The organism is Bordetella tumulicola (assembly GCF_965138755.1).
GTDB classification, from domain to species: domain Bacteria; phylum Pseudomonadota; class Gammaproteobacteria; order Burkholderiales; family Burkholderiaceae_B; genus Bordetella_A; species Bordetella_A tumulicola.
Window position 1 is genome coordinate 16818 of record NZ_CBCSFP010000010.1, and the last position, 23433, is coordinate 40250.

At 60.0% G+C, this 23433-nt stretch carries 22 protein-coding genes and 1 pseudogene; 17 read left to right on the forward strand and 6 right to left on the reverse strand.

What is annotated here, in order from left to right; all coding sequences use genetic code 11:
• Positions 1 to 38 precede the first annotated feature (38 nt).
• The 7 genes from ACNAZS_RS20275 to ACNAZS_RS20305 all read left to right on the forward strand — a co-directional run bounded on the left by ACNAZS_RS20275 (position 39) and on the right by ACNAZS_RS20305 (position 7023).
• Entirely contained in the window at positions 39 to 716 is a 678-nt protein-coding gene (locus ACNAZS_RS20275) for an energy-coupling factor ABC transporter ATP-binding protein (RefSeq protein WP_415792322.1), read from the forward strand.
• A complete protein-coding gene (locus ACNAZS_RS20280) occupies positions 716 to 1309 on the forward strand; it encodes an energy-coupling factor transporter transmembrane component T family protein (protein WP_415792498.1) in 594 nt (197 codons plus the stop codon). The genes ACNAZS_RS20275 and ACNAZS_RS20280 overlap by 1 nt, the downstream gene beginning before the upstream one ends.
• Before the next feature lie 68 nt (positions 1310 to 1377).
• A complete protein-coding gene (locus tag ACNAZS_RS20285; RefSeq protein WP_415792499.1) occupies positions 1378 to 1941 on the forward strand; it encodes a biotin transporter BioY in 564 nt (187 codons plus the stop codon).
• A gap of 158 nt (positions 1942 to 2099) precedes the next feature.
• On the forward strand, positions 2100 to 3263 hold the full coding sequence (locus ACNAZS_RS20290; protein ID WP_415792500.1) for an ABC transporter substrate-binding protein: 1164 nt from the start codon (positions 2100 to 2102) through the stop codon (positions 3261 to 3263).
• 114 nt (positions 3264 to 3377) lie between these two features.
• On the forward strand, positions 3378 to 4415 hold the full coding sequence (locus ACNAZS_RS20295; RefSeq protein WP_415792323.1) for a branched-chain amino acid ABC transporter permease: 1038 nt from the start codon (positions 3378 to 3380) through the stop codon (positions 4413 to 4415).
• Positions 4416 to 4420: 5 nt separating this feature from the next.
• A complete protein-coding gene (locus ACNAZS_RS20300; protein WP_415792324.1) occupies positions 4421 to 6256 on the forward strand; it encodes a branched-chain amino acid ABC transporter ATP-binding protein/permease in 1836 nt (611 codons plus the stop codon).
• Complete coding sequence (locus tag ACNAZS_RS20305) at positions 6253 to 7023, forward strand: ABC transporter ATP-binding protein (protein WP_415792325.1); 771 nt, start codon at positions 6253 to 6255, stop codon at positions 7021 to 7023. The genes ACNAZS_RS20300 and ACNAZS_RS20305 overlap by 4 nt, the downstream gene beginning before the upstream one ends.
• Before the next feature lie 441 nt (positions 7024 to 7464).
• On the opposite strand, the gene ACNAZS_RS20310 is transcribed toward ACNAZS_RS20305, so the two are convergent.
• The 5 genes and pseudogenes from ACNAZS_RS20310 to ACNAZS_RS20330 all read right to left on the reverse strand — a co-directional run.
• Positions 7465 to 7686, reverse strand: a complete 222-nt coding sequence (locus tag ACNAZS_RS20310) for a YgdI/YgdR family lipoprotein (protein ID WP_415792326.1) — start codon at positions 7684 to 7686, stop codon at positions 7465 to 7467.
• 144 nt (positions 7687 to 7830) lie between these two features.
• Positions 7831 to 9240, reverse strand: a complete 1410-nt coding sequence (gene thrC, locus ACNAZS_RS20315; RefSeq protein ID WP_415792327.1) for a threonine synthase — start codon at positions 9238 to 9240, stop codon at positions 7831 to 7833.
• On the reverse strand, positions 9237 to 10541 hold the full coding sequence (locus ACNAZS_RS20320; RefSeq protein WP_415792501.1) for a homoserine dehydrogenase: 1305 nt from the start codon (positions 10539 to 10541) through the stop codon (positions 9237 to 9239). The genes thrC and ACNAZS_RS20320 overlap by 4 nt, the downstream gene beginning before the upstream one ends.
• Before the next feature lie 115 nt (positions 10542 to 10656).
• On the reverse strand, positions 10657 to 11663 hold a 1007-nt coding region (gene alaC, locus ACNAZS_RS20325), incomplete at its 5' end, for an alanine transaminase (protein ID WP_415792328.1).
• Positions 11664 to 11681: 18 nt separating this feature from the next.
• A pseudogene (locus ACNAZS_RS20330) lies at positions 11682 to 11844 on the reverse strand (alanine transaminase); the annotation flags it as partial.
• Positions 11845 to 12027: 183 nt separating this feature from the next.
• Between ACNAZS_RS20330 and ACNAZS_RS20335 the strand changes: the two are divergent.
• From ACNAZS_RS20335 to pdxA, 4 genes are all read left to right on the forward strand, one after another.
• A complete protein-coding gene (locus ACNAZS_RS20335; RefSeq protein WP_415792329.1) occupies positions 12028 to 12486 on the forward strand; it encodes an Mth938-like domain-containing protein in 459 nt (152 codons plus the stop codon).
• The gene (locus tag ACNAZS_RS20340; protein ID WP_415792330.1) at positions 12483 to 12947 is read left to right on the forward strand and encodes a peroxiredoxin; all 465 of its coding nucleotides are present in this window, start codon (positions 12483 to 12485) and stop codon (positions 12945 to 12947) included. The genes ACNAZS_RS20335 and ACNAZS_RS20340 overlap by 4 nt, the downstream gene beginning before the upstream one ends.
• 58 nt (positions 12948 to 13005) lie before the next feature.
• The gene (locus tag ACNAZS_RS20345) at positions 13006 to 14682 is read left to right on the forward strand and encodes a PhoH family protein (RefSeq protein ID WP_415792331.1); all 1677 of its coding nucleotides are present in this window, start codon (positions 13006 to 13008) and stop codon (positions 14680 to 14682) included.
• 84 nt (positions 14683 to 14766) lie between these two features.
• Positions 14767 to 15747, forward strand: coding sequence for a 4-hydroxythreonine-4-phosphate dehydrogenase PdxA (gene pdxA / locus ACNAZS_RS20350; protein WP_415792332.1), 981 nt, complete (start codon positions 14767 to 14769; stop codon positions 15745 to 15747).
• A 43-nt stretch (positions 15748 to 15790) separates the two neighbouring features.
• On the opposite strand, the gene ACNAZS_RS20355 is transcribed toward pdxA, so the two are convergent.
• Entirely contained in the window at positions 15791 to 16579 is a 789-nt protein-coding gene (locus ACNAZS_RS20355; RefSeq protein ID WP_415792333.1) for a FadR/GntR family transcriptional regulator, read from the reverse strand.
• A 168-nt stretch (positions 16580 to 16747) separates the two neighbouring features.
• On the opposite strand from ACNAZS_RS20355, the gene ACNAZS_RS20360 reads away from it, so the two are divergent.
• The 6 genes from ACNAZS_RS20360 to ACNAZS_RS20385 all read left to right on the forward strand — a co-directional run bounded on the left by ACNAZS_RS20360 (position 16748) and on the right by ACNAZS_RS20385 (position 23406).
• A complete protein-coding gene (locus ACNAZS_RS20360) occupies positions 16748 to 17746 on the forward strand; it encodes a 2-hydroxyacid dehydrogenase (RefSeq protein ID WP_415792334.1) in 999 nt (332 codons plus the stop codon).
• Positions 17747 to 17755: 9 nt separating this feature from the next.
• Positions 17756 to 19216 carry an NAD-dependent succinate-semialdehyde dehydrogenase gene (locus ACNAZS_RS20365; protein ID WP_415792335.1) on the forward strand — a complete coding sequence of 487 codons (1461 nt, stop codon included), beginning with the start codon at positions 17756 to 17758 and terminating at the stop codon, positions 19214 to 19216.
• A gap of 32 nt (positions 19217 to 19248) precedes the next feature.
• Positions 19249 to 20160: an NAD(P)-dependent oxidoreductase gene (locus ACNAZS_RS20370; RefSeq protein ID WP_415792336.1), complete on the forward strand. Its 912-nt coding sequence runs from the start codon at positions 19249 to 19251 to the stop codon at positions 20158 to 20160.
• Positions 20157 to 21305 carry a mandelate racemase/muconate lactonizing enzyme family protein gene (locus ACNAZS_RS20375; protein WP_415792337.1) on the forward strand — a complete coding sequence of 383 codons (1149 nt, stop codon included), beginning with the start codon at positions 20157 to 20159 and terminating at the stop codon, positions 21303 to 21305. Before ACNAZS_RS20370 ends, ACNAZS_RS20375 begins: the two co-directional genes overlap by 4 nt.
• Positions 21306 to 21345: 40 nt before the next feature.
• Positions 21346 to 22332, forward strand: coding sequence for a Bug family tripartite tricarboxylate transporter substrate binding protein (locus ACNAZS_RS20380; protein ID WP_415792338.1), 987 nt, complete (start codon positions 21346 to 21348; stop codon positions 22330 to 22332).
• Between the two features lie 105 nt (positions 22333 to 22437).
• Positions 22438 to 23406 carry a bile acid:sodium symporter family protein gene (locus ACNAZS_RS20385; protein WP_415792339.1) on the forward strand — a complete coding sequence of 323 codons (969 nt, stop codon included), beginning with the start codon at positions 22438 to 22440 and terminating at the stop codon, positions 23404 to 23406.
• Positions 23407 to 23433: the final 27 nt, after the last annotated feature.

The following is a 23433-nucleotide window of genomic DNA, read 5'->3' on the forward strand; positions in this document are numbered from 1 at the left end:
ATAGGTTCGATCAACGGCTTCGGGCATAATTTCGCCCCATGTTAATCGAGTTTGATCAGACCGTTGTTGCCACGCCGCATTCCCAAGCCCTGCGGGGCGTGAGTGTGGCTATTGATCAGCGCCGTGTGGGCGTGGTTGGCCCCAATGGCGCGGGCAAAAGCACGTTTGCCAAACTGCTCAATGGTTTGGTGTTGCCCACGGCGGGACGGGTGACGCTCGACGGGCTGGATACCCGTCGCGATCTCAAGGCGATACGCCGACAGGTGGGATTCGTCTTCCAGAACCCCGAAAACCAGATCGTGTATCCCATCGTGCGGGAGGACATGGCTTTTGGCCTGAAGGCACAGCGCCTGCCGGCCGACGAAAGCGCCCGCCGCATACAGGCCAGCCTGGACAGTCTGGGTGTCGGGCATTTGGCGGACCGAGCCAGCCATATGCTCTCGGGCGGCGAATGCCAGTTGGTCGCGCTGGCCTCGGTATTGGTGATGCAGCCGGCACTGGTGGTCTTTGACGAGCCCACGACGCAACTGGATTTGCGTAATCGCAATCGCGTCAGTCGGGCAATCGCCGGATTGACGCAGCAGGCGATCGTCGTCAGTCACGACCTGGAGTTATTGCAAGACTTCGATCGTGTCCTGGTCGTGGTCGATGGCCGCATTGCCGTCGACGATACGCCCGGCGCTGCATTGCGCTGGTACCGAGAGCACTGCGCATGATGATCGAACCCTTATATTTACCGGGCAATAGCCTGTTGCACCGGCTGCCGGCCGCGCCCAAATTGGCCGCACTGGTGATCGCCGGCATTGCGCTGTTTGCCATGCACAATGTGTGGCTACTGGGTACGGCGGCGGTCGTATCGGGCGTGCTGATCAGGTCGACAGGTGTCAGCGCCGCGGCCTTGTGGCGCCAGGTTCGCGGTCTGGTCTGGATATTGGTGTTGATCGGCGTCTTTGCCGTGGTTTTCCAGAGCTGGCAGCAGGCGGCAGCCGTCTTGTTGCGCATTGCGGCGCTGGTGGGCCTGGCCTTGGCCGTCACGCTATCGACCCGAACGTCGGACCTGATAGCGGCCTGCGAGCGCGCCTTGTTGCCCCTGGAACGCCTAGGGTGGGTGAATGCCGGCAAGATCTCGCTGGCAATGGCGCTGACATTGCGTTTCGTGCCCGAAATCTGGCGCCACTATCAGGAAATCCGCGAGGCACAGGCTGCGCGTGGCCTTGCCCGGCATCCGTTGGCGCTGATCGTGCCGCTGGTCGTGCGCACGCTGAAACGGGCGCAGCAGGTGGCACAGGCTATCGACGCGCGCAGCTAATCCATCACCACATACGGCGTGGCATGCATGTCCTTCATGATTTCTGACACTTCGTCCCGGAGCAAATGATGAAAACCCAAGACACTGTGCTGATTGCACTGTTTGCCGCGCTGATCGTGGTGCTGAGCTTGATGCCCCCGATCCCGATGCCCGTGGTTCCTGTGCCTATCACGCTGCAGACGCTGGGGGTCATGCTGACGGGGGCGATGCTGGGCCCCGTGCGGGGCGGGCTGGCGTGCCTGTTGTATCTGCTGCTGGCGGCGATTGGCTTGCCCGTCTTGCCTGGCGGGCGAGGAGGGCTTGGGGTGTTTTTTGGGCCGACGGGCGGTTTCTTGGTAGGCATGGCGCTTGGCGCCGTCGTGACGGGTTGGTTGGCTCGCCGTTTGGTCCTTTCATCTAGCGGTGGCGCCATGGCCGCACTGATGTATTGGCTGGCTTGCATCACCGGGGGGATTGTGGTGGTGTACGCGATCGGCATTCCCTGGTTGGCTGTCGTCACCCAAATGGGGTGGGGCAAGGCTGCATTGGCGATGACGGCTTTTGTGCCGGGCGACTTGATCAAGGCCGCGATTGCCGCTTGGGTGGCCTGGCGCGTGGAGCGGGTGTGGCCGATGCTCCGGGAATCCCCTTAATGGCGCCGCTTGCGCAAACTAGGGAAGTCACGGGGGTCGATTTGAGATGTATTTGATACACTTATCAAGATAAATCCCTATTTTCTGTATAACATTAGCTGGGCTCACTTTTCCTCATCCGGGGCCATAACAAGAGCCTAAACAGGAGACAAAACATGATGCGCAAGCATTTCAGCTTGTCCGTAGCCGCAGCCGCGGTTGCTCTGAGCCTGCCGTTGCTCGCCAGCGCACAGGTCAAGGTAGGTGTGACCGTCGCCAGCACCGGCCCGGCTGCCTCGCTGGGTATTCCCGAGCGCAACACTGTCGCGTTGCTGCCCACCGAGGTCGCGGGTCAGAAGATCGAATGGATCGTGCTCGATGACGCGACCGATACGACCCAGGCCGTGAAAAACTCACGCAAACTGATCTCGGACGACAAGGTCGACGTTCTGATTGGCACCTCCATCACGCCGGGCTCGCTGGCGATGGTCGATGTGGTGGCGGAAACCAAAGTCCCGATGATCAGTGTGGCCGCCAGCGCCAAGATCGTCGAGCCCGTCGATGACAAGCGCAAGTGGGTATTCAAGACGCCGCAAAATGACGTCCTGATGGCGAGCGCGTTAGCGGACGCCATGGCCAAGGCCAAGGTCAAGACGCTGGGCTTTATCGGGTTTGCCGATGCCTATGGGGATAGTTGGTTGACGGTGATGCGTGATGCCGCCAAGGCCAAGGGCATCGAGATCACGGCTGTCGAAAAGTACGGTCGTACCGATACGAGCGTGACCGGCCAGGTACTGAAACTGGTCAGCGCCAAGCCCGACGCGATTCTGATCGCCGGGGCAGGTACGCCCTCCGCGCTGCCTCAGAAGGAACTGCGTGCGCGCAACTATCAAGGCACGATTTACCAAACCCACGGCGCCGCCAACAATGATGTGCTGCGTGTCTGCGGCGCTGATTGCGAAGGCATGCTGTTGCCGGCCGGCCCCCTCCTGGTCGCTGCGCAGTTGCCCGACAGCAATCCCGTGAAAAAATCGGCAATGGCCTATACCAAGGCCTACGAGGACAAATACGGCGCTGGCACGACCAATACCTTTGGCGGCCATATGTGGGATGCCGGTCAACTGGTCGTGACCGCATTGCCTGTCGCCTTAAAGACGGGTGCCAAACCCGGTACGCCGGAGTTCCGGGCTGCGTTGCGCGATGCCATTGAGGGCATCAAGAACCTGGCCGCCTCGCAAGGCGTATTCAATATGAGCCCCACCGATCATGCCGGCTTCGATGAGCGTTCGCGCGTGATGGTCAAGGTCGAAAAGGGCAAGTGGGTCTATCAGCCCGATCTGTAATGTGCATGCTGTTGGCGTAGCGTTATGATCGCTCGCCGATCTATCTACGCACCGGCCCGAGGGCCGGTGCGTCATTTGAGGCAGCTCCATCCGCCAACCCCATAAGGCAGTTTCATGGATTTTTCAATTGCGCTCATCCTGCTGCAGGACGGCATCGTCAACGGTGCCATCTATGCCTTGCTGGGCATGGCGCTGGTCCTGGTGTTCACCGTTACCCGCGTCATCTTTATTCCGCAGGGTGAGTTCGTCGCATTTGGCGCGTTGACCCTGGCGATGCTGGTCAATGGCCGCGTGCCTGGCACTGCCTACCTGTTGCCCCTGCTGGGCGCGATGGTGCTGGTGCTGGAACTACTGCGCGCCGTGCGGATTCGCAATGCAAGCGCGTTGCCCAAAGTGCTGGTGACCTGCGTGGTCATACCCCTGGCACTGCTGTGGCTGACAAAGGCCTACGCGGGACCGGAGAACTCCTTGTGGCTGAACATGCTGCTCGCCCTCGTGCTGATTATCCCGATGGGCCCCATGATCTATCGCATTGTTTATCAACCCTTGGCAGAAGCCTCCGTGCTGGTGCTGTTGATTGTCTCGGTCGCGGTGCACTTCGCGTTGACGGGCCTGGCCCTGGTGTTCTTTGGCGCAGAGGGATGGCGTACGCCGGCCTTTGTCAGCGGGCAATTCACGCTGGGTGCGGCGACCTGGTCCGCACAAAGTTTGTTCGTCGTCGGAACATGTGCGTTGTTGATCGTGGCGCTGGCGCTGTTCTTTGGCAAAACCCTGTACGGTCGCGCATTGCGCGCCACGGCAGTCAACCGTCGCGGCGCGCGCCTGGTGGGCATCAGCACCACGATGTCCGGCAGCTTGACCTTTACCCTGGCGGTCGCGATCGGCGCCATGTCGGGCATGTTGATCGCACCCATCACCACGGTGTACTACGACACCGGCTTTTTGATTGGCTTGAAAGGATTCGTCGGCGCCATTATCGGCGGCCTGGTCAGCTACCCGATTGCCGCGGCGGGCGCCGTGCTGGTCGGGATACTGGAGGCTTTTTCTTCATTCTGGGCCAGCGCCTACAAGGAAGTCATTGTGTTCACGCTGATCATTCCCGTGCTCGTGTGGCGATCGTTCAGCAGCCATCATACGGATGACGAGGAATAATCGCCATGAACCGTATTCTGTTAATCGCATTCATTGTCGTACTGGCCATTCTTCCGATGTTGCCATTTACGCCGGAGTTCTGGATCACGCAGCTTAACTACATCGGACTGGCCGCCTTGGTGGCGCTGGGCCTGGTGTTGCTGACGGGCGTGGGAGGCTTGACCTCGTTCGGCCAGGCGGCCTTTGTGGGCCTGGGGGCCTATACGACGGCCGTGTTGACCAGCCAATACGACACCTCGCCCTGGCTGGCCTTGGTAGCCGGATTGTCGCTGACCGCCGTGGTGGCCTATCTGCTGGGCCTGATCACGCTGCGCCTGTCGGGGCACTATCTGCCCTTGGGCACCATCGCCTGGGGACTATCGCTGTATTTTCTGTTCGGCAATCTGGATTGGCTGGGCAAGCATGACGGCATTGCCGGCCTGGAACCCATCAGTCTGTTTGGATTCTCATTGGCCAGCGGTCGCCATATTTACTATCTGATCTGGGTGTTCATGCTGTTGTCGATATGGGCGACCAGCAACTTGCTGAACTCACGTCCCGGCCGTGCCATTCGCGCCCTGAAAAGCGGCGCGGGCATGGCGGAGTCGATGGGGGTCAACACCGCTTCGTACAAGACCATCATCTTTATCTGGGCTGCTTTGCTGGCCTGCCTGTCGGGCTGGATCTACGCACACATGCAACGCGCCGTCAGCCCCAGTCCATTCGGTATCAACTACAGCATCGAATATTTGTTCATGGCCGTCGTCGGCGGTGCAGGTCATGTTTGGGGCGCCGTGGTGGGCTCGGCGGTGATTCTGGGACTGAAAGATCAACTGCAAAATCTGTTGCCCAAATTATTGAACACCAACGCGAACTTTGAGCTCATCGTTTTCGGGGTGTTGCTGATCTTGATGCTGCAATATGCCGCCAATGGCTTGTGGCCGATCTTGTCCTCGGCGTGGGCGCGCTTGACCGGCAGCGCCGGCTCGCGCCGTCACCTCGCGCCGCCACCCAGTGCCGAAGCCTTGCCGCAACGCGGGCGGCCGCAACGTGGCGAACTGGTCCTGGAGGTCGACGCGATTCGCAAAGAGTTCGGCGGCCTAGTGGCAGTCAACGACATTACGTTCAATGTGCGCGCGGGCGAGATTGTCGGGCTGATCGGTCCGAACGGGGCGGGCAAGAGCACGACCTTCAATCTGATCAGCGGCGTTCTGCCCGCGACGCGCGGTCAAGTGCGCTTTCTTGGCGAACACATCAATAGCTGCAGCGCACGCGAGATCGCCAGACGCGGCGTCGGACGGACCTTTCAGCACGTCCAGTTATTGACCGGTATGTCCGTACTGGAAAACGTGGCTTTGGGTGCACACATGCGCGCCGACGTGAGCGTGATCGCGGGCGCCCTGCACAGCGAACGCGCAAAAGAAGCCCGCCTGTTGCACGAGGCCGCCACTCAACTCAAGCGTGTCGGCCTGGGCGACTATCTGTACGAGCAAGCGGGCAACCTGGCTCTGGGCCAGCAGCGCATCCTGGAAATTGCACGTGCCCTGGCCAGCGACCCCGTTCTGTTATTACTGGATGAGCCTGCCGCGGGCCTGCGCTACAAAGAAAAACAAGAACTGGCCCAGGTGCTTGAGCAACTGCGTGCCGAAGGCATGAGCATCCTGTTGGTAGAGCATGATATGGATTTCGTGATGCGTTTGACTAACCACCTGGTGGTGATGGATTTCGGCACCAAGCTGGCCGAAGGCGTCCCGGCCGAGGTTCAACAGAATCCGGCTGTACTCGAGGCCTATCTGGGCGGCATCGACGACGATTTGCCCGGCACCGATCAGGCCACGCCTGTCACCGGGAGCGTGCAATGACCCCCCAACAAAACCCGACGCAAAATGCCATCCTCGACGTCTGCGCACTCAGCGCCCGCTACGGCAAAGTCGGCGCGCTCAACGAAGCAACCTTAACTGTGGCGCCCGGCAGCATCGTGACGGTCATCGGCGCCAACGGGGCCGGCAAATCCACGCTGCTCAATGCCATGATGGGTTCGCTGCCCACGACAGGCCATGCGTCGGGCCCCATCCATTACGCCGGCGCCGAGGTATCCGGCTGGAGCGTAGAGCGCCGCGTCGCCGCAGGCATGTCCCTCGTACCGGAACGCCGCGAGTTATTCGGCAGCATGTCCGTCGAGGACAATCTCTTGCTGGGCGGTTTCCGTCGCTATCGAGCCCGTGAGAGCGGCTGGCGCAATACACTGGACGAAGTCTTCACGCTGTTCCCCCGACTGCGAGAACGCCGCCACCAGGAGGCCGGCACATTATCTGGCGGCGAACGCCAAATGCTTGCCGTCGGTCGCGCCCTCATGGCCAAGCCTCGTCTGCTCATGCTCGACGAACCCAGCCTGGGCCTTGCACCCCTTATCGTCCGCGAGATCTTTCATATCATCGCGCGTCTACGCGAGACAGGCGTCGCCATCCTCCTCGTCGAACAAAACGCCCGCGCAGCCCTGCAGGTCGCCGACTACGGCTATGTACTGGAAACCGGCGAGGTCATCTTGCATGGCCCGGCGCGCGAACTGGCGGGGAACCCTCGAGTCATCGAAAGTTATCTCGGGCTCGGGAAGAACACCGACGGTTGATGTTGGGTGTTCTTTTGGGGCGGTGTTGTTGCTTGCTGTTGCAGGGTGTCTCTATGGTGACGTTCGGGGAGCGTGCCAGGGCGTGGGGGTGGCCAAATCACCTCGGCTCGGGCGCATGCAGGCGCCCTCGGTCCCGCTGCGCGGGACTGCCCGAGGNTCAAAAGGCTGGCGGTGGCCATTTACACGGAGGCAACGGCTCAAATATCTGGCAACCCGACCGGAGCGCTCTACTACCGTGAGTTTCTGGGGCGTGCGAAGGGGCTTGTGTCGGCCNGTTTGAGAAATGGGCAGTCCCNCGNAGCGGGACCGAGGGCGCCTGTATGCGCCCGAGCCATTTCGATCTGGCCGACACAAGCCCCTTCGCACGCCCCAGAAACGTCTCAATAGAGACAATCCCCGCGAGCAGAGAAACTTGCTACGCTAGAACTAGAGCAACGCCACTTAATCGATGTCCTCGATGCTTTTGACGTCGTCTTTGTTGAGTCGGACGTTGCTGCCGTCTTTTTCGTATTCGTAGAAGCCGGTGTCGTCGTTGTATTGAGGCTCGTCAGCGGTCGTGATTTGACTGCCATCGCGCTGGGTGATGGTCGACGGTGTTGAGCAACCCGCGAGTACAGCAACGCCAGCGACAATCGAGACGAGCGTGAGGGTCTTTAGGTTCATGAAACAGTAACTCCGTAAAGCGTGTACGAATGTTCACTGTAGAACCTGGTTCACCCCTATTCCGTGACGGGATGTCGCCAAAATGCGTAAGACTGTAATGACACCACCCTGTAGGGCGGTGTCATAAATAGCCTGCAACGCACGTTACACTTTGGCATGGGCCTCGATGTAGTTGCGTACCAACAGAGCGTCGCAATCCATGATTTCGACGCGTTGGGGCAATGATTCGAGGTTGGCCAGGGCGGCTGGGGGAGGCACGGGCTTGCCGAGGGCGGCTTCGATGGTCTCGGAGAACTTGGCCGGCAAGGCAGTTTCCAGGACTAGCATGGGGATGCCTGGTTCGACGAACTCGCGTGCGACCTTGACGCCGTCGGCGGTGTGCGGATCGATCAGTATGCCGCTGGTGTCCTGCGTGGAGCGGATGACCGACAAGCGGTCTTCGTGTGTACTGGTGCCCGCCACAAAACCGTATTGCGTTTCGAATGCAGGCTTCAGATCGGATAAATCGAAAAAGCCGTCGCGCGCCAGATCGGACCACAGTGCTTTGACGCGTTGCGAATCACGGCCGACCAGATCGAACACGAAACGCTCGAAGTTGGATGCGCGCGAGATGTCCATGGAGGGACTGGAGGTGGCGTAAGTGCGCTCTGCGCCGCGCGGTCGGTAGATACCGCTACGGAAGAATTCTTCGAGCACGTTGTTTTCGTTGGTGGCCAGCACCAGGCGACGCACTGGCAAGCCCATGCTGCGGGCGATGTAGCCCGACAGGATGTTGCCGAAATTGCCCGAGGGTACGGCGAAGGAAACTTGTTGGCCGGGGCCGGACGTGGCGCGTAGCCAGCCGTGAAAGTAATACACCACTTGGGCAGCAATGCGCGCCCAGTTGATGGAGTTCACGGCGCCCAAACGATATCGGGTCTTGAAGTCCAGGTCACCCGCCAGGTTCTTGACGATGTCTTGCGCTTCGTCAAATACACCACGCACGGCGATGTTGTGAATGTTGTCGTCTTGCAAGGAATACATTTGGGCGCGCTGAAACGCGCTCATGCGACCGTGGGGCGACAACATGAAGACGGACACGCCACGCTTGCCGCGTAAGGCGTATTCGGCGGCAGAGCCTGTGTCGCCCGAGGTCGCGCCCAGGATGTTCAGCGTCGCGCCACGTTGCGTCAGCACGTATTCGAACACTTGGCCCAGGAACTGCATGGCGATGTCTTTGAAGGCCAGCGTCGGTCCTTCGGACAGTCCTAGCAATTGAAGCCCACCATCGAGCGGTCGCAACGGCACGATTTCCGCGCTGTTGAAAATGCCCTCGCGATACGCGGCATGCGTCAGGCGACGCAGGTCATCGGCCGGAATATCGGTGGCAAACGTGGACAGTACCTCGAAGGCGAGATCCGCATACGACAGGCTGCGCCACGACTCGAGCGTCTCGGCGGTGATTTGCGGCAGGGTTTCGGGCATGGCCAAGCCGCCATCCGGCGCCAGGCCTTCGAGGAGAATATCGGTAAACGCCTGCGGCGCCATACCGCCGCGGGTGGAGATGTATTTCATAGCAGATTCTCGACGCGCAAGCGGGTCACGCTGGAACGTACAAACGGCAGTTGTTCGATGGTGTGGATGGCGTGATCAATATTGCCCTCCATGGCTTGATGCGTCAGGAAAATAATCTCGGCGCCGCCAATATGCGAAGGCTGTTGAATCATGGATCCGATGGAGATGCCGCGTTCTGACAAAACGCGGGCGATATCGGCCAGCACACCGGGCTGATCATCGACACGCAGGCGCAAGTAGTAAGACGTGCTGATCTGATCGATCGGCAAAATAGCCATGTCGGACAGCGCATCGGGCTGGAAGGCCAGGTGCGGCACGCGATTGCCGGGATCCGCCGTATGCAGGCGCGTCACATCGACCAAGTCCGCCACCACAGCCGATGCGGTGGGCTCTTCGCCCGCGCCTTGACCGTAATAGAGCGTTGGGCCCACTGCGTCGCCATGCACCAGGACCGCATTCATGGCGCCTTCGACATTGGCCAGCAAACGCTCGGCAGGCACCAGGGCGGGATGCACGCGCAACTCGATGCCGTCGGCACGACGCCGGGTGATACCCAGCAGCTTGATGCGGTAGCCCAGACGCTCGGCATGAGCGATGTCTTCTTGGGCAAGCGTTGAAATGCCCTCGATATAGGCCTTGTCGAACTGAACCGGTATGCCAAAGGCCAACGACGCCAACAACGTAAGTTTGTGTGCAGCGTCCACACCTTCGACGTCGAAAGTGGGGTCGGCCTCGGCGTAGCCCAGACGTTGGGCTTCGGCCAACACCTCGGCAAAGGGCAACCCGCGCGACCGCATTTCGGACAGGATGAAATTGGTCGTGCCGTTGATGATGCCGGCCAGCCACTCGATGCGATTGGCCGTCAGGCCCTCGCGAATGGCCTTGATGATGGGGACGCCGCCCGCGACTGCGGCCTCGAACGTCACCATCACGCCTTGTGCGGAGGCGGCTGCAAAAATCTCGTTGCCATGTTTGGCCAACAGGGCCTTGTTGGCGGTGACGACATGCTTGCCGTTTGCAATGGCCTCGAGCACCAGCTCGCGTGCGAGCGTGTCGCCGCCAATGAGTTCGACCACGATATCGACATTGGGGTCGCGCACCAGGGCGTGTACATCGGTATCCACCGGCAGGCTCTCGCCAATGCGACTGCGCGCCTTGGCGACGTCACGCACGGCGATGCGGCTGATCTCAATGCGCCGGCCCGCGCGACGCGCGATTTCTTCGGCATTACGGGTCAGCACGCTCCAGGTGCCACCGCCCACGACGCCTAGGCCCAAGAGACCAATCTTGATGGGTTTCAGGTCGGTGCTCGGCTGAACTGCCCCCGAGACGGGCTGGGTACTTGCAGCGATTTTCATTTCAGATTTCCAGAGTGCGATGCCCTGCCCATCGCGCGTAAATCGACAAGAAACAGGGTCATTTCAACAGGCCGTCCTTGCGGAACATCTCTTTGATACCGCGCACGGCCTGACGCGTACGTTGTTCGTTTTCGATCAGGGCAAAACGCACGTACTCGTCGCCGTACTCGCCAAACCCGATACCGGGCGATACCGCGACCTTGGCTTCCGACAGTACACGCTTGGCGAACTCCAGCGACCCCATGGCCCGATACGGCTCGGGAATCTGTGCCCAGATGTACATGGATGCCTTGGGAATTTCGACATTCCAGCCAGCCTCGTGCAAACCGCGCGCGAGCACATCACGGCGGCTGCGGTACTGCTCGACGACCTCGTTGACGCACTCTTGAGGGCCATCGAGCGCGGCAATGGACGCGACCTGGATGGGCGTGAACGTGCCGTAGTCGTGATAGCTCTTGATACGTGCCAGGGCATTGACCAGCTCGCGATTGCCCACCATGTAGCCAATGCGCCAGCCAGCCATATTGTAGCTTTTGCTCATGGTGAAAAACTCGACCGCTACATCGCGCGCACCCGGCACCTGCATGATGGACGGCGCCACATAGCCGTCAAAACAGATATCCGCGTAGGCCAGATCGTGCACCACCAGGATGTCGTGTTCTTTGGCGAGTGCAACCACGCGTTCAAAGAACGACAGATCCACGCACTGCGCGGTGGGATTGCTGGGGAACCCCAGCACCATCATCTTGGGCTTGGGGATCGACTCGCGAACGGCGCGTTCGAGCTCTTCGAAGAAGTCCACGCCCGGCGTCATACGTACCGAACGAATATTGGCGCCGGCGATCACCGCGCCATAGATATGGATAGGATAGCTGGGGTTGGGTACCAGCACAGTATCGCCACGATCCAGGGTGGCCAGCATCAGGTGGGCCAGGCCCTCTTTGGATCCGATCGTGACGATCGCCTCGCTGTCGGGATCGAATTCGACGTCATAACGGCGCTGATACCAGTCACAAATCGCTTTGCGCAGACGCGGGATACCCTTGGACACCGAGTAGCCATGGGNGNNGGGCCGCNGCGCGNCCTCGACCAGCTTGTCGACGATGTGCTTGGGCGTCGGGCCGTCGGGATTACCCATGGACATGTCGATGATGTCCTCGCCCCGGCGCCTGGCGGCCATCTTGAGCTCGCCGGTAATGTTGAACACGTACGGGGGCAGACGCTCGATGCGGGAGAATTGCCTCATGGGGACTATTCCTTGATGTGGGCGGGGAGTGACGGACATTTGCAGTGCAGCAAAACTCAGTAATCTAGCGCAAGCGGGCCCAAGCGGCAAATGGGTGTATTCCGTCCCCATTCCCAATTGATACCCTGCAACATCCCTTTGGTCTGATGCGCTATTATCTGACGCAGATAGACGGAGTTTTTATTGAAGCTGCACACCGACCCTGCATCGGCCCTGAATACCGTCACCGCCTACGGCGACGGATACATTGAGGTCAACCAGGTGCGATTTTCCCACGCCGTGGCCTTCGGCCCTGAAGGCACTGTCGCCGAATGGCCCGTTCAGGCCGCCGCGGAAATCACCACCTCTCTCTTACAACAGGCTGCCGGGCTCTCCGAGACCAGGCGCGACCCCCTGGACTTTCTGGACGAACCCGAAGGCGGTTCCCCGGCCCATGGGATCGGGCCCGAAGTGCTGATCGTGGGCACCGGGGGCCGGCAACGACTGCTGAGCCAGGAAGTCTTGCGCCCTCTGTTGATGGCCGGCATCGGCGTCGAGGTCATGGACACCCAGGCCGCCGCCCGTACCTATAACATCCTGATGGCAGAAGGCCGGCGCGTCATCGTCGCCCTGCTGCCGACCCAAGGAGATCTGCCCGCATGACCACGCTCATCGGTAAACCCGCCCCTCTTTTTACCGCCGAAAGCACAATAGGCCCGATCAGCCTGGAGCAATGCCAGGGTCGCGCCGTCGTGCTGTATTTCTATCCCAAGGACAACACCCCGGGTTGCACCACCGAAAGCCAGAATTTCCGTGATTTGCATGCCGACTTTCTCGACGCAAGCACGGTCGTCGTGGGAATCTCGCGCGACTCGCTAAAGTCACACCAGAATTTCCAGGCCAAGCAAGAATTGCCTTTTCCCCTTATCTCGGATGCGGACGAGACGGTATGCAATCTGTACGGTGTCATCAAGCAGAAGAACATGTACGGTAAACAGGTAAGAGGCATCGAACGCAGTACGTTTTTGATTGATGCTTATGGTCGGCTCGTTCAGGAATGGCGCGGGGTAAAAGTCCCCAATCACGCCAACGAAGTCCTGCAAGCCGCCCGCAGTATTGGTTAAGTCCCGTCTAGGAATCCTAGTCAGGCGCTAGAGCTGGCCCCCCAGGAGAAAACCCTATATGCCACTACCTAAGTTGCCCTCCCGACCCGCAGCTATCCTGACGTTCCCCTCGGGCGAAGCCGCCCGAACCAGCACCCGCAGCAAAAAAACCACACCTCCCCCATCATCGGCGCCCGTCGAGGCGATCAATGATCAGTCGGTGCAACCCGAACTAGAAGGCCTCAAATCCCAGGCCCAATCGCCGGCGACAACACCCGATATCACCCCTCTTGCCCCCGCCGCGAACGTGCGCGGCGCCCGCGCCAAGCCGGCCACGACGCCGGCCCGCAAACCCAAAGCGCGCACGCAGACCGACGTTCGCAAACTGTTTGTCCTGGACACCAACGTCCTGCTTCACGATCCCAGTTCGCTGTTCCGATTCGAGGAGCACGACATTTTCCTGCCGATGATGACGCTCGAAGAGCTGGATCATCAAAAGAAAGGCATGTCGGAAGTCGCCCGCAACGCGCGCCAGGTCAGTCGTTCACTCGACGCTCTGGTCAACGATGCGGAGCAATTGGACAAGGGGCTGGAGCTCAGCGCGCTGGGCAATAAAGACGCTACGGGTCTGCTTCTATTCCAGACCACGGCCATACACAGCACCCTGCCCGCCGATTTGCCCATGGGCAAGGCCGACAACCAGATTTTGGGTGTTGTGCGCGCCTTGCAGGAAAAATACCCCCAACGCGAGGTCGTGCTGGTGTCCAAAGACATCAACATGCGCCTGAAGGCCCGCGCCCTGGGCATGGCCGCCGAGGACTACTACAACGACCACGTCCTCGAAGACTCGGACCTGATGTATACGGGCGTGATGCAATTGCCCGATGACTTCTGGAACCGGCACGGCAAGGACGTCGAGTCGTGGCAACAAGGTGGCACCACGTTCTATCGCATTCATGGACCGCTGTGCTCGCAGTTCATGGTCAACCAGTTTGTGTACTTCGAGGGCCAACTACCCTTGTATGCGCAGGTCCGCGAGGTCAGCGGTAAAACCGCCGTGCTTGCCACGCTGCGAGACTACACACATGGCAAGAACAATGTGTGGGGTATCACTGCGCGAAATCGCGAGCAGAATTTCGCCATGAACCTTCTGATGAACCCCGATTGTGATTTCGTATCACTGCTGGGTCAGGCAGGGACGGGCAAAACGCTATTGGCCCTGGCCGCGGGCATTACCCAGGTACTCGAGACCAAGCGCTACACCGAGATCATCATGACGCGCGTGACGGTACCGGTCGGCGAAGACATCGGTTTTTTGCCCGGCACCGAGGAAGAAAAAATGCTTCCCTGGATGGGGGCACTGGAGGACAACCTCGACGTGCTCAACATGAACGAGGCCGACGGTGGTGGCGACTGGGGCCGCGCGGCCACGATGGATCTGATCCGTTCGCGCATCAAGGTCAAATCGCTGAACTTCATGCGGGGCCGCACGTTCCTGAACAAGTACCTGATCATCGACGAGGCCCAAAACCTGACGCCCAAGCAAATGAAAACGCTGGTAACCCGGGCAGGTCCGGGCACCAAGGTGGTTTGCCTGGGTAACGTCGCGCAGATCGATACCCCCTACCTGACCGAAGGCAGCTCCGGCCTGACGTTTGTGGTGGATCGATTCAAAGGTTGGCCTCATGCGGGACACGTCACGCTACAACGTGGCGAGCGCTCGCGCCTGGCCGACTATGCGGGCGACGTGCTGTAATCTTTTTCCTGCCTTGGCAGAATGCCGCCACCCAGCGTCCTCGTGACACAAGGTGGCGGTTTTTTTCTCTGAATCGCAATGATTATGTCTACCCTCCTTCCCGTCGGCATCACCATGGGCGATGCTGCCGGCATTGGCCCGGAAATCATCGTCAAGGCCTGTGCGCAGGGCTTGAGCGCTCCGACTATCGTCTACGGTGACGTCGCCACGCTGCGGCGTGCGGCCAACACACTCGGCGCGCGGCTGGAGATTGTCGAGATCGATGATGTCAGCCATGTCACCGGTACGCCGGCACGCATCGAGGTGATTGCCCGCAGTGCACCGCTGCCGGCCGATCTCCCGCTGGGGCACATCAGCGCCGCCGCGGGGCAGGCGGCCTACGACTATCTCTGTGCCGCGATCGACGATGCACAGGCCGGCCACATTCGGGCAATCGTGACGGCGCCCCTGAACAAGCACTCCATGCATTTAGCCGGCATCGACCAGCCCGGGCATACGGAGATTTTGGCGGAGCGCTCGCAGACGACCGATTTCGCCATGATGCTTGCCAATGACGAACTCCGCGTGTTGTTGGTGACCATCCACATGGCATTGGCCGATGTGCCGCGTGCGATTACGCTGCCCGCTGAACTGCGCGCCATCCGCCTGGCCGATCGCGCCTGTCGCCAAATGGGGATTGCCCAACCGCGTATCGCCGTCGCAGGGCTGAATCCGCATGCGGGCGAAGACGGCAAGTTTGGACGCGAAGACCTGGACGTCATTGCCCCGGCCATCGAACAAGCTCGCGCCGAAGGGCTGCAGGTTTCTGGTCCCTGGCCTGGCGACACGATTTTCATGCGTGCCCGACGCGGTGAGTTCGACATTGTCGTCGCCCAATATCACGATCAGGGATTGATTCCCGTGAAGTATCTGGGCGTCGATCAGGGCGTGAATGTCACCGTGGGCCTGCCGTTCATACGCACCAGTGTCGATCATGGCACGGCTTTCGATATTGCAGGCAAAGGTATCGCCGATCACTCGTCGCTCGTGGCGGCGTTTGATTTAGCGCTGGCAATGACGCCGTAGCCGAGGCAAGTCGGGCTGCGACTATCGTCTTTGCATGAAATGCCTATTTTCTGTTTCTGAGTTCGGCCGCTAGCCGAGTGCGTGCCAGCCTGCCCGCGGCAGCCCTGCTGGCACCTTGCCAGTATTCCGGATCCACATTCTGGATGCGTCCTGCGGTATTCAGCATATGGTGAAACGCCGTAGCGCGTGCCGCATCGACTTCCTGGTTTTCAATTGCCGCGCGTATCGCCTCGTGTTCGTTGCGCACATCGTCAGCCAGTTGCGCCTGACGTGCCTCGTTGCCGCGCGTAACCCGTATGGCATCTTTCAACGCTCGGGTCAGCATGCCAAGCAGCGCCGGGTAATGCGGATTCCCGGTCGCCCGGGCGATGGCAATATGAAAAGCCAAATCTTCTTCCACGCCATCCCCTCCCATCTCAACGGCGCGATCGATGTCGGCGAGCGCCCGATTGATGCGCAGCATATCCTGCGGGGTGCGTCGCTCTGCCGCTAAAGCAGCCATTTCGCCTTCCAGGCCACGGCGCAGCTCAATGATACGCAGTACGCCACGAGCAAGATCTTCGTCGGGTTGGCCAAGCCGGAACGAATCGCTGGACGAGGGGTCGAGCACGACCGTACCGCTACCCTGACGGGTGTCCACCAAGCCCGCCGACTTGAGGCGCGAAAGCACTTCTCGGACGACCGTACGGCTGACGCCATACTGCTCCGTCATGAATCTTTCAGTGGGCAGCCTTGAGTTCACGGGATATGCGCCGCAGCGTATCTCCTGAGCGAGCATATCCGTAAGCCGGTCGGACAGTGTCCTTTCACCGTTTTTATTGTTCTCTTGCATGACTCTACGAGTCCCTTTTAATCCCTGTTTGCAGGGCTGGAAGCTTAGCCTCTTATCCGGCGATCTGGCCGCGACGACTAGGGAAATACTAGGCGTTCGAAATCTTGTTGATAAATTGGTACTATGAATTGATAATATCAAAAAAACAAACAGGAGGCATGGTGCGAGATGGAAGCCAACGGAACAAAACCCAAGGCATACCTGTGCCGTCGGTTCACGGAAAATGTCGAAGCCGCGATGGACGATCGGTACGATTTGCGTCGCAACGAGCACGATGGCATCTTGTCCCCTGACGAGATCGTGCACTGCGCGCAAGGATCCGAAGTGCTGTTCGCGAGCGCGACCGAGCAAATCAACGAAGGCGTTCTACGTCGACTCGCTCCCACGTTGCGCTACGTCGCAACACTGTCCGTGGGCTACGACCACATCGATATGGCCGCGGCGGACGAATTAGGCATCGGGGTCTTGCACACGCCGGACGTATTAAGCGATGCCTGCGCAGAAGTGGCAATGATGTTGATGCTCAATGCATGCCGTCGTGGATACGAAGCCGATCGCATGGTGCGCACGAACCAGTGGCCGGGATGGGCTCCCACCCAATTATTGGGAATTGGCCTGAAAGCAAAACGGGTTCTGGTGTTCGGCATGGGCCGCATCGGTCGAGAAGTCGCGGCACGCGCCCGAGCCTTCGGCATGGAAATTCACTATCACAATCGTCGCGCGCTTGCGCCGGAACTGGCCGCCGGCGCCCTCTATCACGCGGACCTCGACGACGCACTACGCATTGCCGATGTACTGGTCATCGCCGCACCCGGCTCCCCTGAACTGAAAGGCGTCATCAATGCTGAGCGTATCGCGCTCATGCCCCCGCGTGCTGTATTGGTGAATATATCGCGCGGTGACTTGGTGGACGATGACGCGTTGATCAGCGCACTATCAACTGGGCGCCTGTTTGCCGCGGGACTCGATGTCTATGCCAATGAACCCAACATCGACCCGCGCTACCGCACGCTCGACAACGTGTTCCTGTCCCCACATATGGGTAGCGCCACCCAGGAAACCCGCGATGCCATGGGCTGGCTATTACTCAATGGCCTGGATGCCCTCCGCCAGGGCGACATGCCCGACAACTTACTCAATCCACGCAGCACTCCCCCTTTTTCATGAGGCCCCACGATGAACCTGAAACGCCCTGAACTATTTCGACAACAATGCTATATCGATGGCCAATGGATCAATGCTTCCAGCGGGACGACCATCGACGTCACCAACCCTGCCGATGGATCCGTGCTCGGCACCATACCCTCGCTCAGCGGACCCGATGTACGCCAGGCCATCGAGGCAGCAAATCGTGCGCTACCCGCATGGCGCGCGATGGCGGCCAAGACGCGTGCGCAAGTGATCCGTCGATGGTTCGATTTATGCATGGAGCACCAGGAGGATCTGGCCAAGTTGCTGACCCTGGAACAAGGTAAGCCGCTCAAAGAATCACGGGGTGAGATTGCCTACGGCGCCTCCTTTCTGGAGTGGTTTGCGGAAGAAGCAAAACGCGTTTATGGCGACATCATTCCGGCCGCCAGTGCCGACCGCCGCATTGTCGTCATCAAGCAGCCTGTCGGGGTCGTGGCCGCGATTACGCCATGGAACTTTCCCAACGCGATGATCACTCGCAAAGCGGGCGCCGCGTTGGCCGCAGGCTGCACGATTGTCATCAAGCCCGCCACCGCTACGCCGTACTCTGCCTTTGCGCTTGCCGAATTGGCGCACGAAGCGGGCATTCCGCCCGGCGTGCTGAATGTCGTGACAGGAAAATCCAGTACCGTAGGCGGGGAAATCACCAGCAATCCCCTGGTGCGTAAGCTCTCATTCACGGGTTCGACCAGCGTCGGCAAATTGCTGATGGAACAGTGCGCTGGCACCATGAAGAAAGTATCGATGGAGCTTGGCGGCAATGCGCCTTTCATCGTGTTCGATGATGCCGATCTCGACCAGGCCGTGGCGGGTGCCATGGCCTCAAAGTTCCGAAACGCGGGCCAGACCTGCGTGTGCGCAAACCGAATTTTCGTCCAGGACAGCGTCTATGATGCGTTCGCCGAGCGCCTGAAGCAGGCCGTCCTGTCCTTGCGAGTGGGGGATGGCCTGAGCGACGAAATCGATCTCGGGCCACTGATCGACCAAGCGGCCGTCGACAAGGTGCAGGAGCACGTGGACGACGCAGTGTCTGGCGGAGCCAGCACGCTGATTGGCGGTCGTGCACATGAACTCGGCGGCTTGTTTTACGAACCCTCCATTCTCGTCAATGTGTCCCGGCAAGCAAAGCTGATGCAGGAGGAAACATTCGGGCCCGTGGCGCCGCTGATACGGTTCAGCACGGAGCAGGAAGTCATCGAGCTTGCAAACGATACGCCGTTTGGGCTGGCCGCCTATTTCTACACGTCGGATTACCGTCGCGCGTGGCGCGTCGCAGAGGCGCTCGAGACGGGCATCGTGGGGCTCAATGAGGGCATCATCTCGACCGAGTTGGCGCCGTTCGGCGGGGTCAAGGAATCCGGCATGGGTCGCGAAGGATCGAAATACGGCGTGGACGATTACGTCGAGATCAAATACATCTGCGCCGGCGGCCTGGGCAACGCCTAGGACAAACCGCACACCTTCCAGGAGCAATTTCTATGACAGAAAAAAAGCCGCATATTGGCCTGATTGGCGCCGGGATGATGGGATCGGGGATTGGCGCCAGCCTGTTGCGCAACGGCTTTCCGTTGACCGTGCTGGCCCACCCGGGCAACCAGCCTTTGGATCCGCTGCTCGCGAGCGGGGCAAACATCTGCCAGCAGGCTGCCGAGCTAACCGCGCAGGTCGATATATTAATTCTGTGCATCACCGGATCCCCCCAAGTGGAAGAAGTTCTCTTCCAGCAAAATGGCGTGCTGCAAGGCCTGAAGCGCGGCACCACCATCATCGACTGTTCCACTGCGATCCCCTCTTCGACTCGCAAGATTGCCAAAGCCGTGCAGGATGCGGGCGGGTATTTCCTGGATGCCCCGATGACGCGCACCCCAAAGGAAGCCGCGGAGGGCCGTCTGAATTTGATCGTGGGTGGCGACAGGCAAGTGTACGAGCAGTGCTTGCCGGTGCTCCAAAGCTACGCCGAGAATATTGCCTACGCGGGCGGCGTGGGTTGCGGCCATCAGATGAAGTTGCTGCATAACTATGTGTCGCTTGGATTCTCGGCTGTCTTGGCTGAAGCCGCCGCATGCGCGCGCCAGGCCGGGACAGAACCGACGACATTCTGCGACATCTTGGCCGCGGGTGGCGGTGGTGGCGTCGTGCTGAATCGACTGCGCCCCTATATCGAATCCGAAGATCCCTCGGGATTCCTGTTCTCAATGTCCAATGCATTGAAGGACATGGGCTACTACTGCACCATGGCCCAAGAGCAAGGCGCGCGTGACGAACTGGCTTTGGCCACCAGGCAGCTCTATGAACATGCCGCCCAGGACGGCCACGGGCAATCGCCTGTGGCCGCACTGATTGATCGCCTGGGTAAAAGCGGCACAGCCGAACGCAAGGAGATTTCGTGAAAATTACCCGCATCACCGCGATACCCATTTCCTACCGTCTGCCCGAAGGCAAAACCGTGACCATGGGGGTGGGCAGCACGTTAAAACGCGATGCCATCATCGTGCGCGTGGAGACTTCCGAAGGCATCGTGGGTTACGGCGAATCACATCCTGGCCGTAGTCCCGGCGCGATAGTCAGCCTCATTCACAATACGCTGTCGCCGCTGCTCGTCGGCATGCCTGCCACGGACGTCGTGGGGGCCTGGCAGCGCGTGCATCGCATGCAATTTTCGAGTCACGGCCTCGGGGCTGGCACCGCCTTGGCGCTGTCCGGCATCGACATGGCTTTGTGGGATATCCGCGGCAAAGCGGCCAACATGCCGCTCTATGAATTACTGGGCGGCTCGCGCAAACGCCTGCCGGCCTATGCGGGCGGCATTTCCATGGGATACCAAGCGCCGCAGGCGCTCGCAGAGGAAGCACAGTCATACATCGAGCAGGGCTATCGCGCGATCAAACTGCGTATCGGTGACACGACCAAAGACGACATCGCACGCTGCCTGCATGTACGCAAAATAGTGGGCGACGACATCGATATCATGACCGATGCGAACACGGCCTACACCATTGCCCAGGCACGCCGCGTGCTGCCCGTGCTGGCGGACATCCAGGCAGGCTGGCTAGAAGAGCCTTTCGCATGCAATGACTTCGCATCCTATCGCGAGGCGGCCAAGATCACGCCGATTGTCCCTCTAGCAGCAGGCGAGAATCACTTCATGCGGTTCGAGTTCGCCCAGATGCTCGAAGCGGGGGCCGTACAAGTCTGGCAACCGGATCTCTCGAAGACAGGCGGTATCACAGAGGCCGTACGTATCGCCGCCATGGCGTCCGCCTTCCGTATACCGATCAATGCGCACAGCTCGGCCACCGGCCTGAATCACGCGGCAACGCTGCATTTTCTGGCCGCAACCGAAAACGCGGGGTATTTCGAAGCCTGCGTCTCGCATTTCAATCCGTTCCGGGACATGTTTGGCTCAACGTTCGCGATCGGCGCAGATGGTTGCGTGGAGCCGCCCTCCGGCCCCGGTCTGGGGATAGAAGTGGACGAATCCATATTCGATAAATTCCCGGCGGTCGATGGACCAGGATATGTCGTGAAGTTCTAGATCAATAAAACACAAGACCCTCTGGGTCGAGGAGACAATAATGAATATCCATAAGCTGATCTCGCTAATAGGCGGCTTAAGTCTCGCGCTGGCATCGGTCGGCCCGCTTGTTGCCAATGCGGCAGAAACCTATCCAGGCAAGCCTGTCCGGATCGTCGTCCCGTACCCGCCCGGCGGCTTCAATGACACGCTCGCCAGAACAGCCAGTGAATACCTGACCAAAACCTGGAAACAATCCGTGGTGGTCGAGAACAAGCCGGGCGGCAACACCTTGATCGGCAACACGCTGGTGGCGCAGTCAGAACCCGACGGCTACACCTTGCTGATCACGCCACTGCCGTTCTCGGCCCTGCCGGGGTTGTACCGAAGCAAGATGCCCTACGATGCGCTCAAAGATTTTGAGCCAGTCATCTGGGCAGGCAGCACGCAGAATATTCTTACGGTGCGTGCCGACTCGCGGTTCAAGAGCGTCAAAGAGCTTATTGCTTACGCGAAAGCCAATCCAGGCAAGGTCAACTATGGCTCGACGGGTTCGGGCTCGTCGAACCATCTATCGATGGAGCTGTTTCTGGAGTTGACCGGAACCAAGATGACTCACATCCCCTATAAAGGCAGCGCTCCCGCTGTCACGGCGCTTCTTGCGGGCGACATCGATGTCCTGTTCGACAATCTGCCCAACGTCTATCCCAACCTCATGGCAGGCAAACTCACCGGACTCGCCGCCACCGGCGCCAAGCGTGCTCCCCTGTTGCCGAATATTCCAACCGTGGTCGAAGCGGGCGTACCAGGGTATGAGGTGACGGTGTGGTTTGGCATGCAAGCCCCGGCGGGTACCCCTGTCGACGTCATCAAGAAAATAAACGCGGGCATGGTGGGGATGCTGCAGGAAAAAGACGTGGTCGAGAAATTCAGCAAACAAGGAGTTGAAATCGTGGCCAGTTCCCCGGCACAGTTCAAGACCCTGGTCGCCGCCGAAGTACCGAAATGGACTGGCGTCATTGATCGTGCTGGAATCAAGATCGAGTAGCCCGCTCAACGCTACCCTACTGGAAGCTGAACGGGGCGGCAGTCGTAGCGGTCTACAATAGCGGACTTTGGCCGCTACGGCCGTGATCGTTCTGCAGCCCCTTCCATGTCACGCTACACGCGCTTTCTGCCCGACCGTTTTACCCTCCTTCTTGTCACCACCGTCATTATCGCCAGCTTGGTGCCTGCCCATGGTCAGGGCCTGGTGGCGTTTGACTGGATCACCAACTTAGCCATTGCGCTGCTGTTTTTCCTGCACGGTGCACGTCTGTCGCGTGAGGCGATCATTGCCGGCGCCCTGCACTGGCGCCTACATCTGACGGTTTTCTCCGCCACGTTCATCATGTTCCCCGTTCTTGGGGTCGCGCTCAAGCCCGTGCTAGAGCCGCTGGTCACGCCCGAGCTTTATACCGGCATCTTGTTTTTGTGCTGCCTGCCCGCGACCGTGCAATCGGCGATCGCATTCACGTCCATGGCGCGCGGTAATGTGCCTGCGGCGGTTTGCAGTGCGTCGGCGTCGAGCTTGTTGGGTATTTTCCTGACGCCGCTGCTAGCGGGAACGGTTGTGGTCGCCAGCGCGAATGTATCGATGTCTTTTGACGCCGTCGGCAAGATCATGCTGCAGTTGCTACTGCCGTTTGTGCTGGGCCAGATCATGCGCCGCTGGGTCGGTGCCTGGGTACACAAACGCAAGTCAGTCCTGAAGTTTGTCGATCAGGGGTCGATCCTCCTGGTCGTGTACACGGCCTTCTCCGAGGCGGTGAACGAAGGGCTATGGCGCAATACGCCTATCCCGGCGCTGATCGGGCTGGTGGTGTGCTGCGCTGTCTTGCTGGCGCTGGCGCTGTTGGGCTGCGTCATCCTGGGCAAGGTTTTCAAATTCGATATTGCGGATCGCATCACGCTGCTGTTTGGCGGCTCGAAGAAAAGTCTCGCCACGGGTATTCCCATGGCGCAGGTGATCTTTGCGGGCCAGGCGGTCGGCGCGATTGTGCTGCCGCTGATGTTGTTCCATCAGATTCAATTGATGGTGTGTGCGGTCCTGGCCGCGCGCTTTGCGAAACGGCCGCACTAAGCGGCCCTTGGGCGTGCACCATCAATG

Bases quoted from the DNA above. Each gene is read 5' to 3' on its own strand.
- ACNAZS_RS20300 (WP_415792324.1), top strand. From the start codon at position 4,421: ATGAACCGTATTCTGTTAATCGCATTCATTGTCGTACTGGCCATTCTT.
- ACNAZS_RS20355 (WP_415792333.1), bottom strand. From the start codon at position 16,579: ATGCAAGAGAACAATAAAAACGGTGAAAGGACACTGTCCGACCGGCTT.
- ACNAZS_RS20385 (WP_415792339.1), top strand. From the start codon at position 22,438: ATGTCACGCTACACGCGCTTTCTGCCCGACCGTTTTACCCTCCTTCTT.
- ACNAZS_RS20305 (WP_415792325.1), top strand. From the start codon at position 6,253: ATGACCCCCCAACAAAACCCGACGCAAAATGCCATCCTCGACGTCTGC.
- ACNAZS_RS20295 (WP_415792323.1), top strand. From the start codon at position 3,378: ATGGATTTTTCAATTGCGCTCATCCTGCTGCAGGACGGCATCGTCAAC.
- ACNAZS_RS20310 (WP_415792326.1), bottom strand. From the start codon at position 7,686: ATGAACCTAAAGACCCTCACGCTCGTCTCGATTGTCGCTGGCGTTGCT.
- ACNAZS_RS20360 (WP_415792334.1), top strand. From the start codon at position 16,748: ATGGAAGCCAACGGAACAAAACCCAAGGCATACCTGTGCCGTCGGTTC.
- thrC (WP_415792327.1), bottom strand. From the start codon at position 9,240: ATGAAATACATCTCCACCCGCGGCGGTATGGCGCCGCAGGCGTTTACC.
- ACNAZS_RS20285 (WP_415792499.1), top strand. From the start codon at position 1,378: ATGAAAACCCAAGACACTGTGCTGATTGCACTGTTTGCCGCGCTGATC.
- ACNAZS_RS20290 (WP_415792500.1), top strand. From the start codon at position 2,100: ATGCGCAAGCATTTCAGCTTGTCCGTAGCCGCAGCCGCGGTTGCTCTG.
- ACNAZS_RS20380 (WP_415792338.1), top strand. From the start codon at position 21,346: ATGAATATCCATAAGCTGATCTCGCTAATAGGCGGCTTAAGTCTCGCG.
- pdxA (WP_415792332.1), top strand. From the start codon at position 14,767: ATGTCTACCCTCCTTCCCGTCGGCATCACCATGGGCGATGCTGCCGGC.
- ACNAZS_RS20280 (WP_415792498.1), top strand. From the start codon at position 716: ATGATCGAACCCTTATATTTACCGGGCAATAGCCTGTTGCACCGGCTG.
- ACNAZS_RS20370 (WP_415792336.1), top strand. From the start codon at position 19,249: ATGACAGAAAAAAAGCCGCATATTGGCCTGATTGGCGCCGGGATGATG.
- ACNAZS_RS20275 (WP_415792322.1), top strand. From the start codon at position 39: ATGTTAATCGAGTTTGATCAGACCGTTGTTGCCACGCCGCATTCCCAA.
- ACNAZS_RS20345 (WP_415792331.1), top strand. From the start codon at position 13,006: ATGCCACTACCTAAGTTGCCCTCCCGACCCGCAGCTATCCTGACGTTC.
- ACNAZS_RS20340 (WP_415792330.1), top strand. From the start codon at position 12,483: ATGACCACGCTCATCGGTAAACCCGCCCCTCTTTTTACCGCCGAAAGC.
- ACNAZS_RS20365 (WP_415792335.1), top strand. From the start codon at position 17,756: ATGAACCTGAAACGCCCTGAACTATTTCGACAACAATGCTATATCGAT.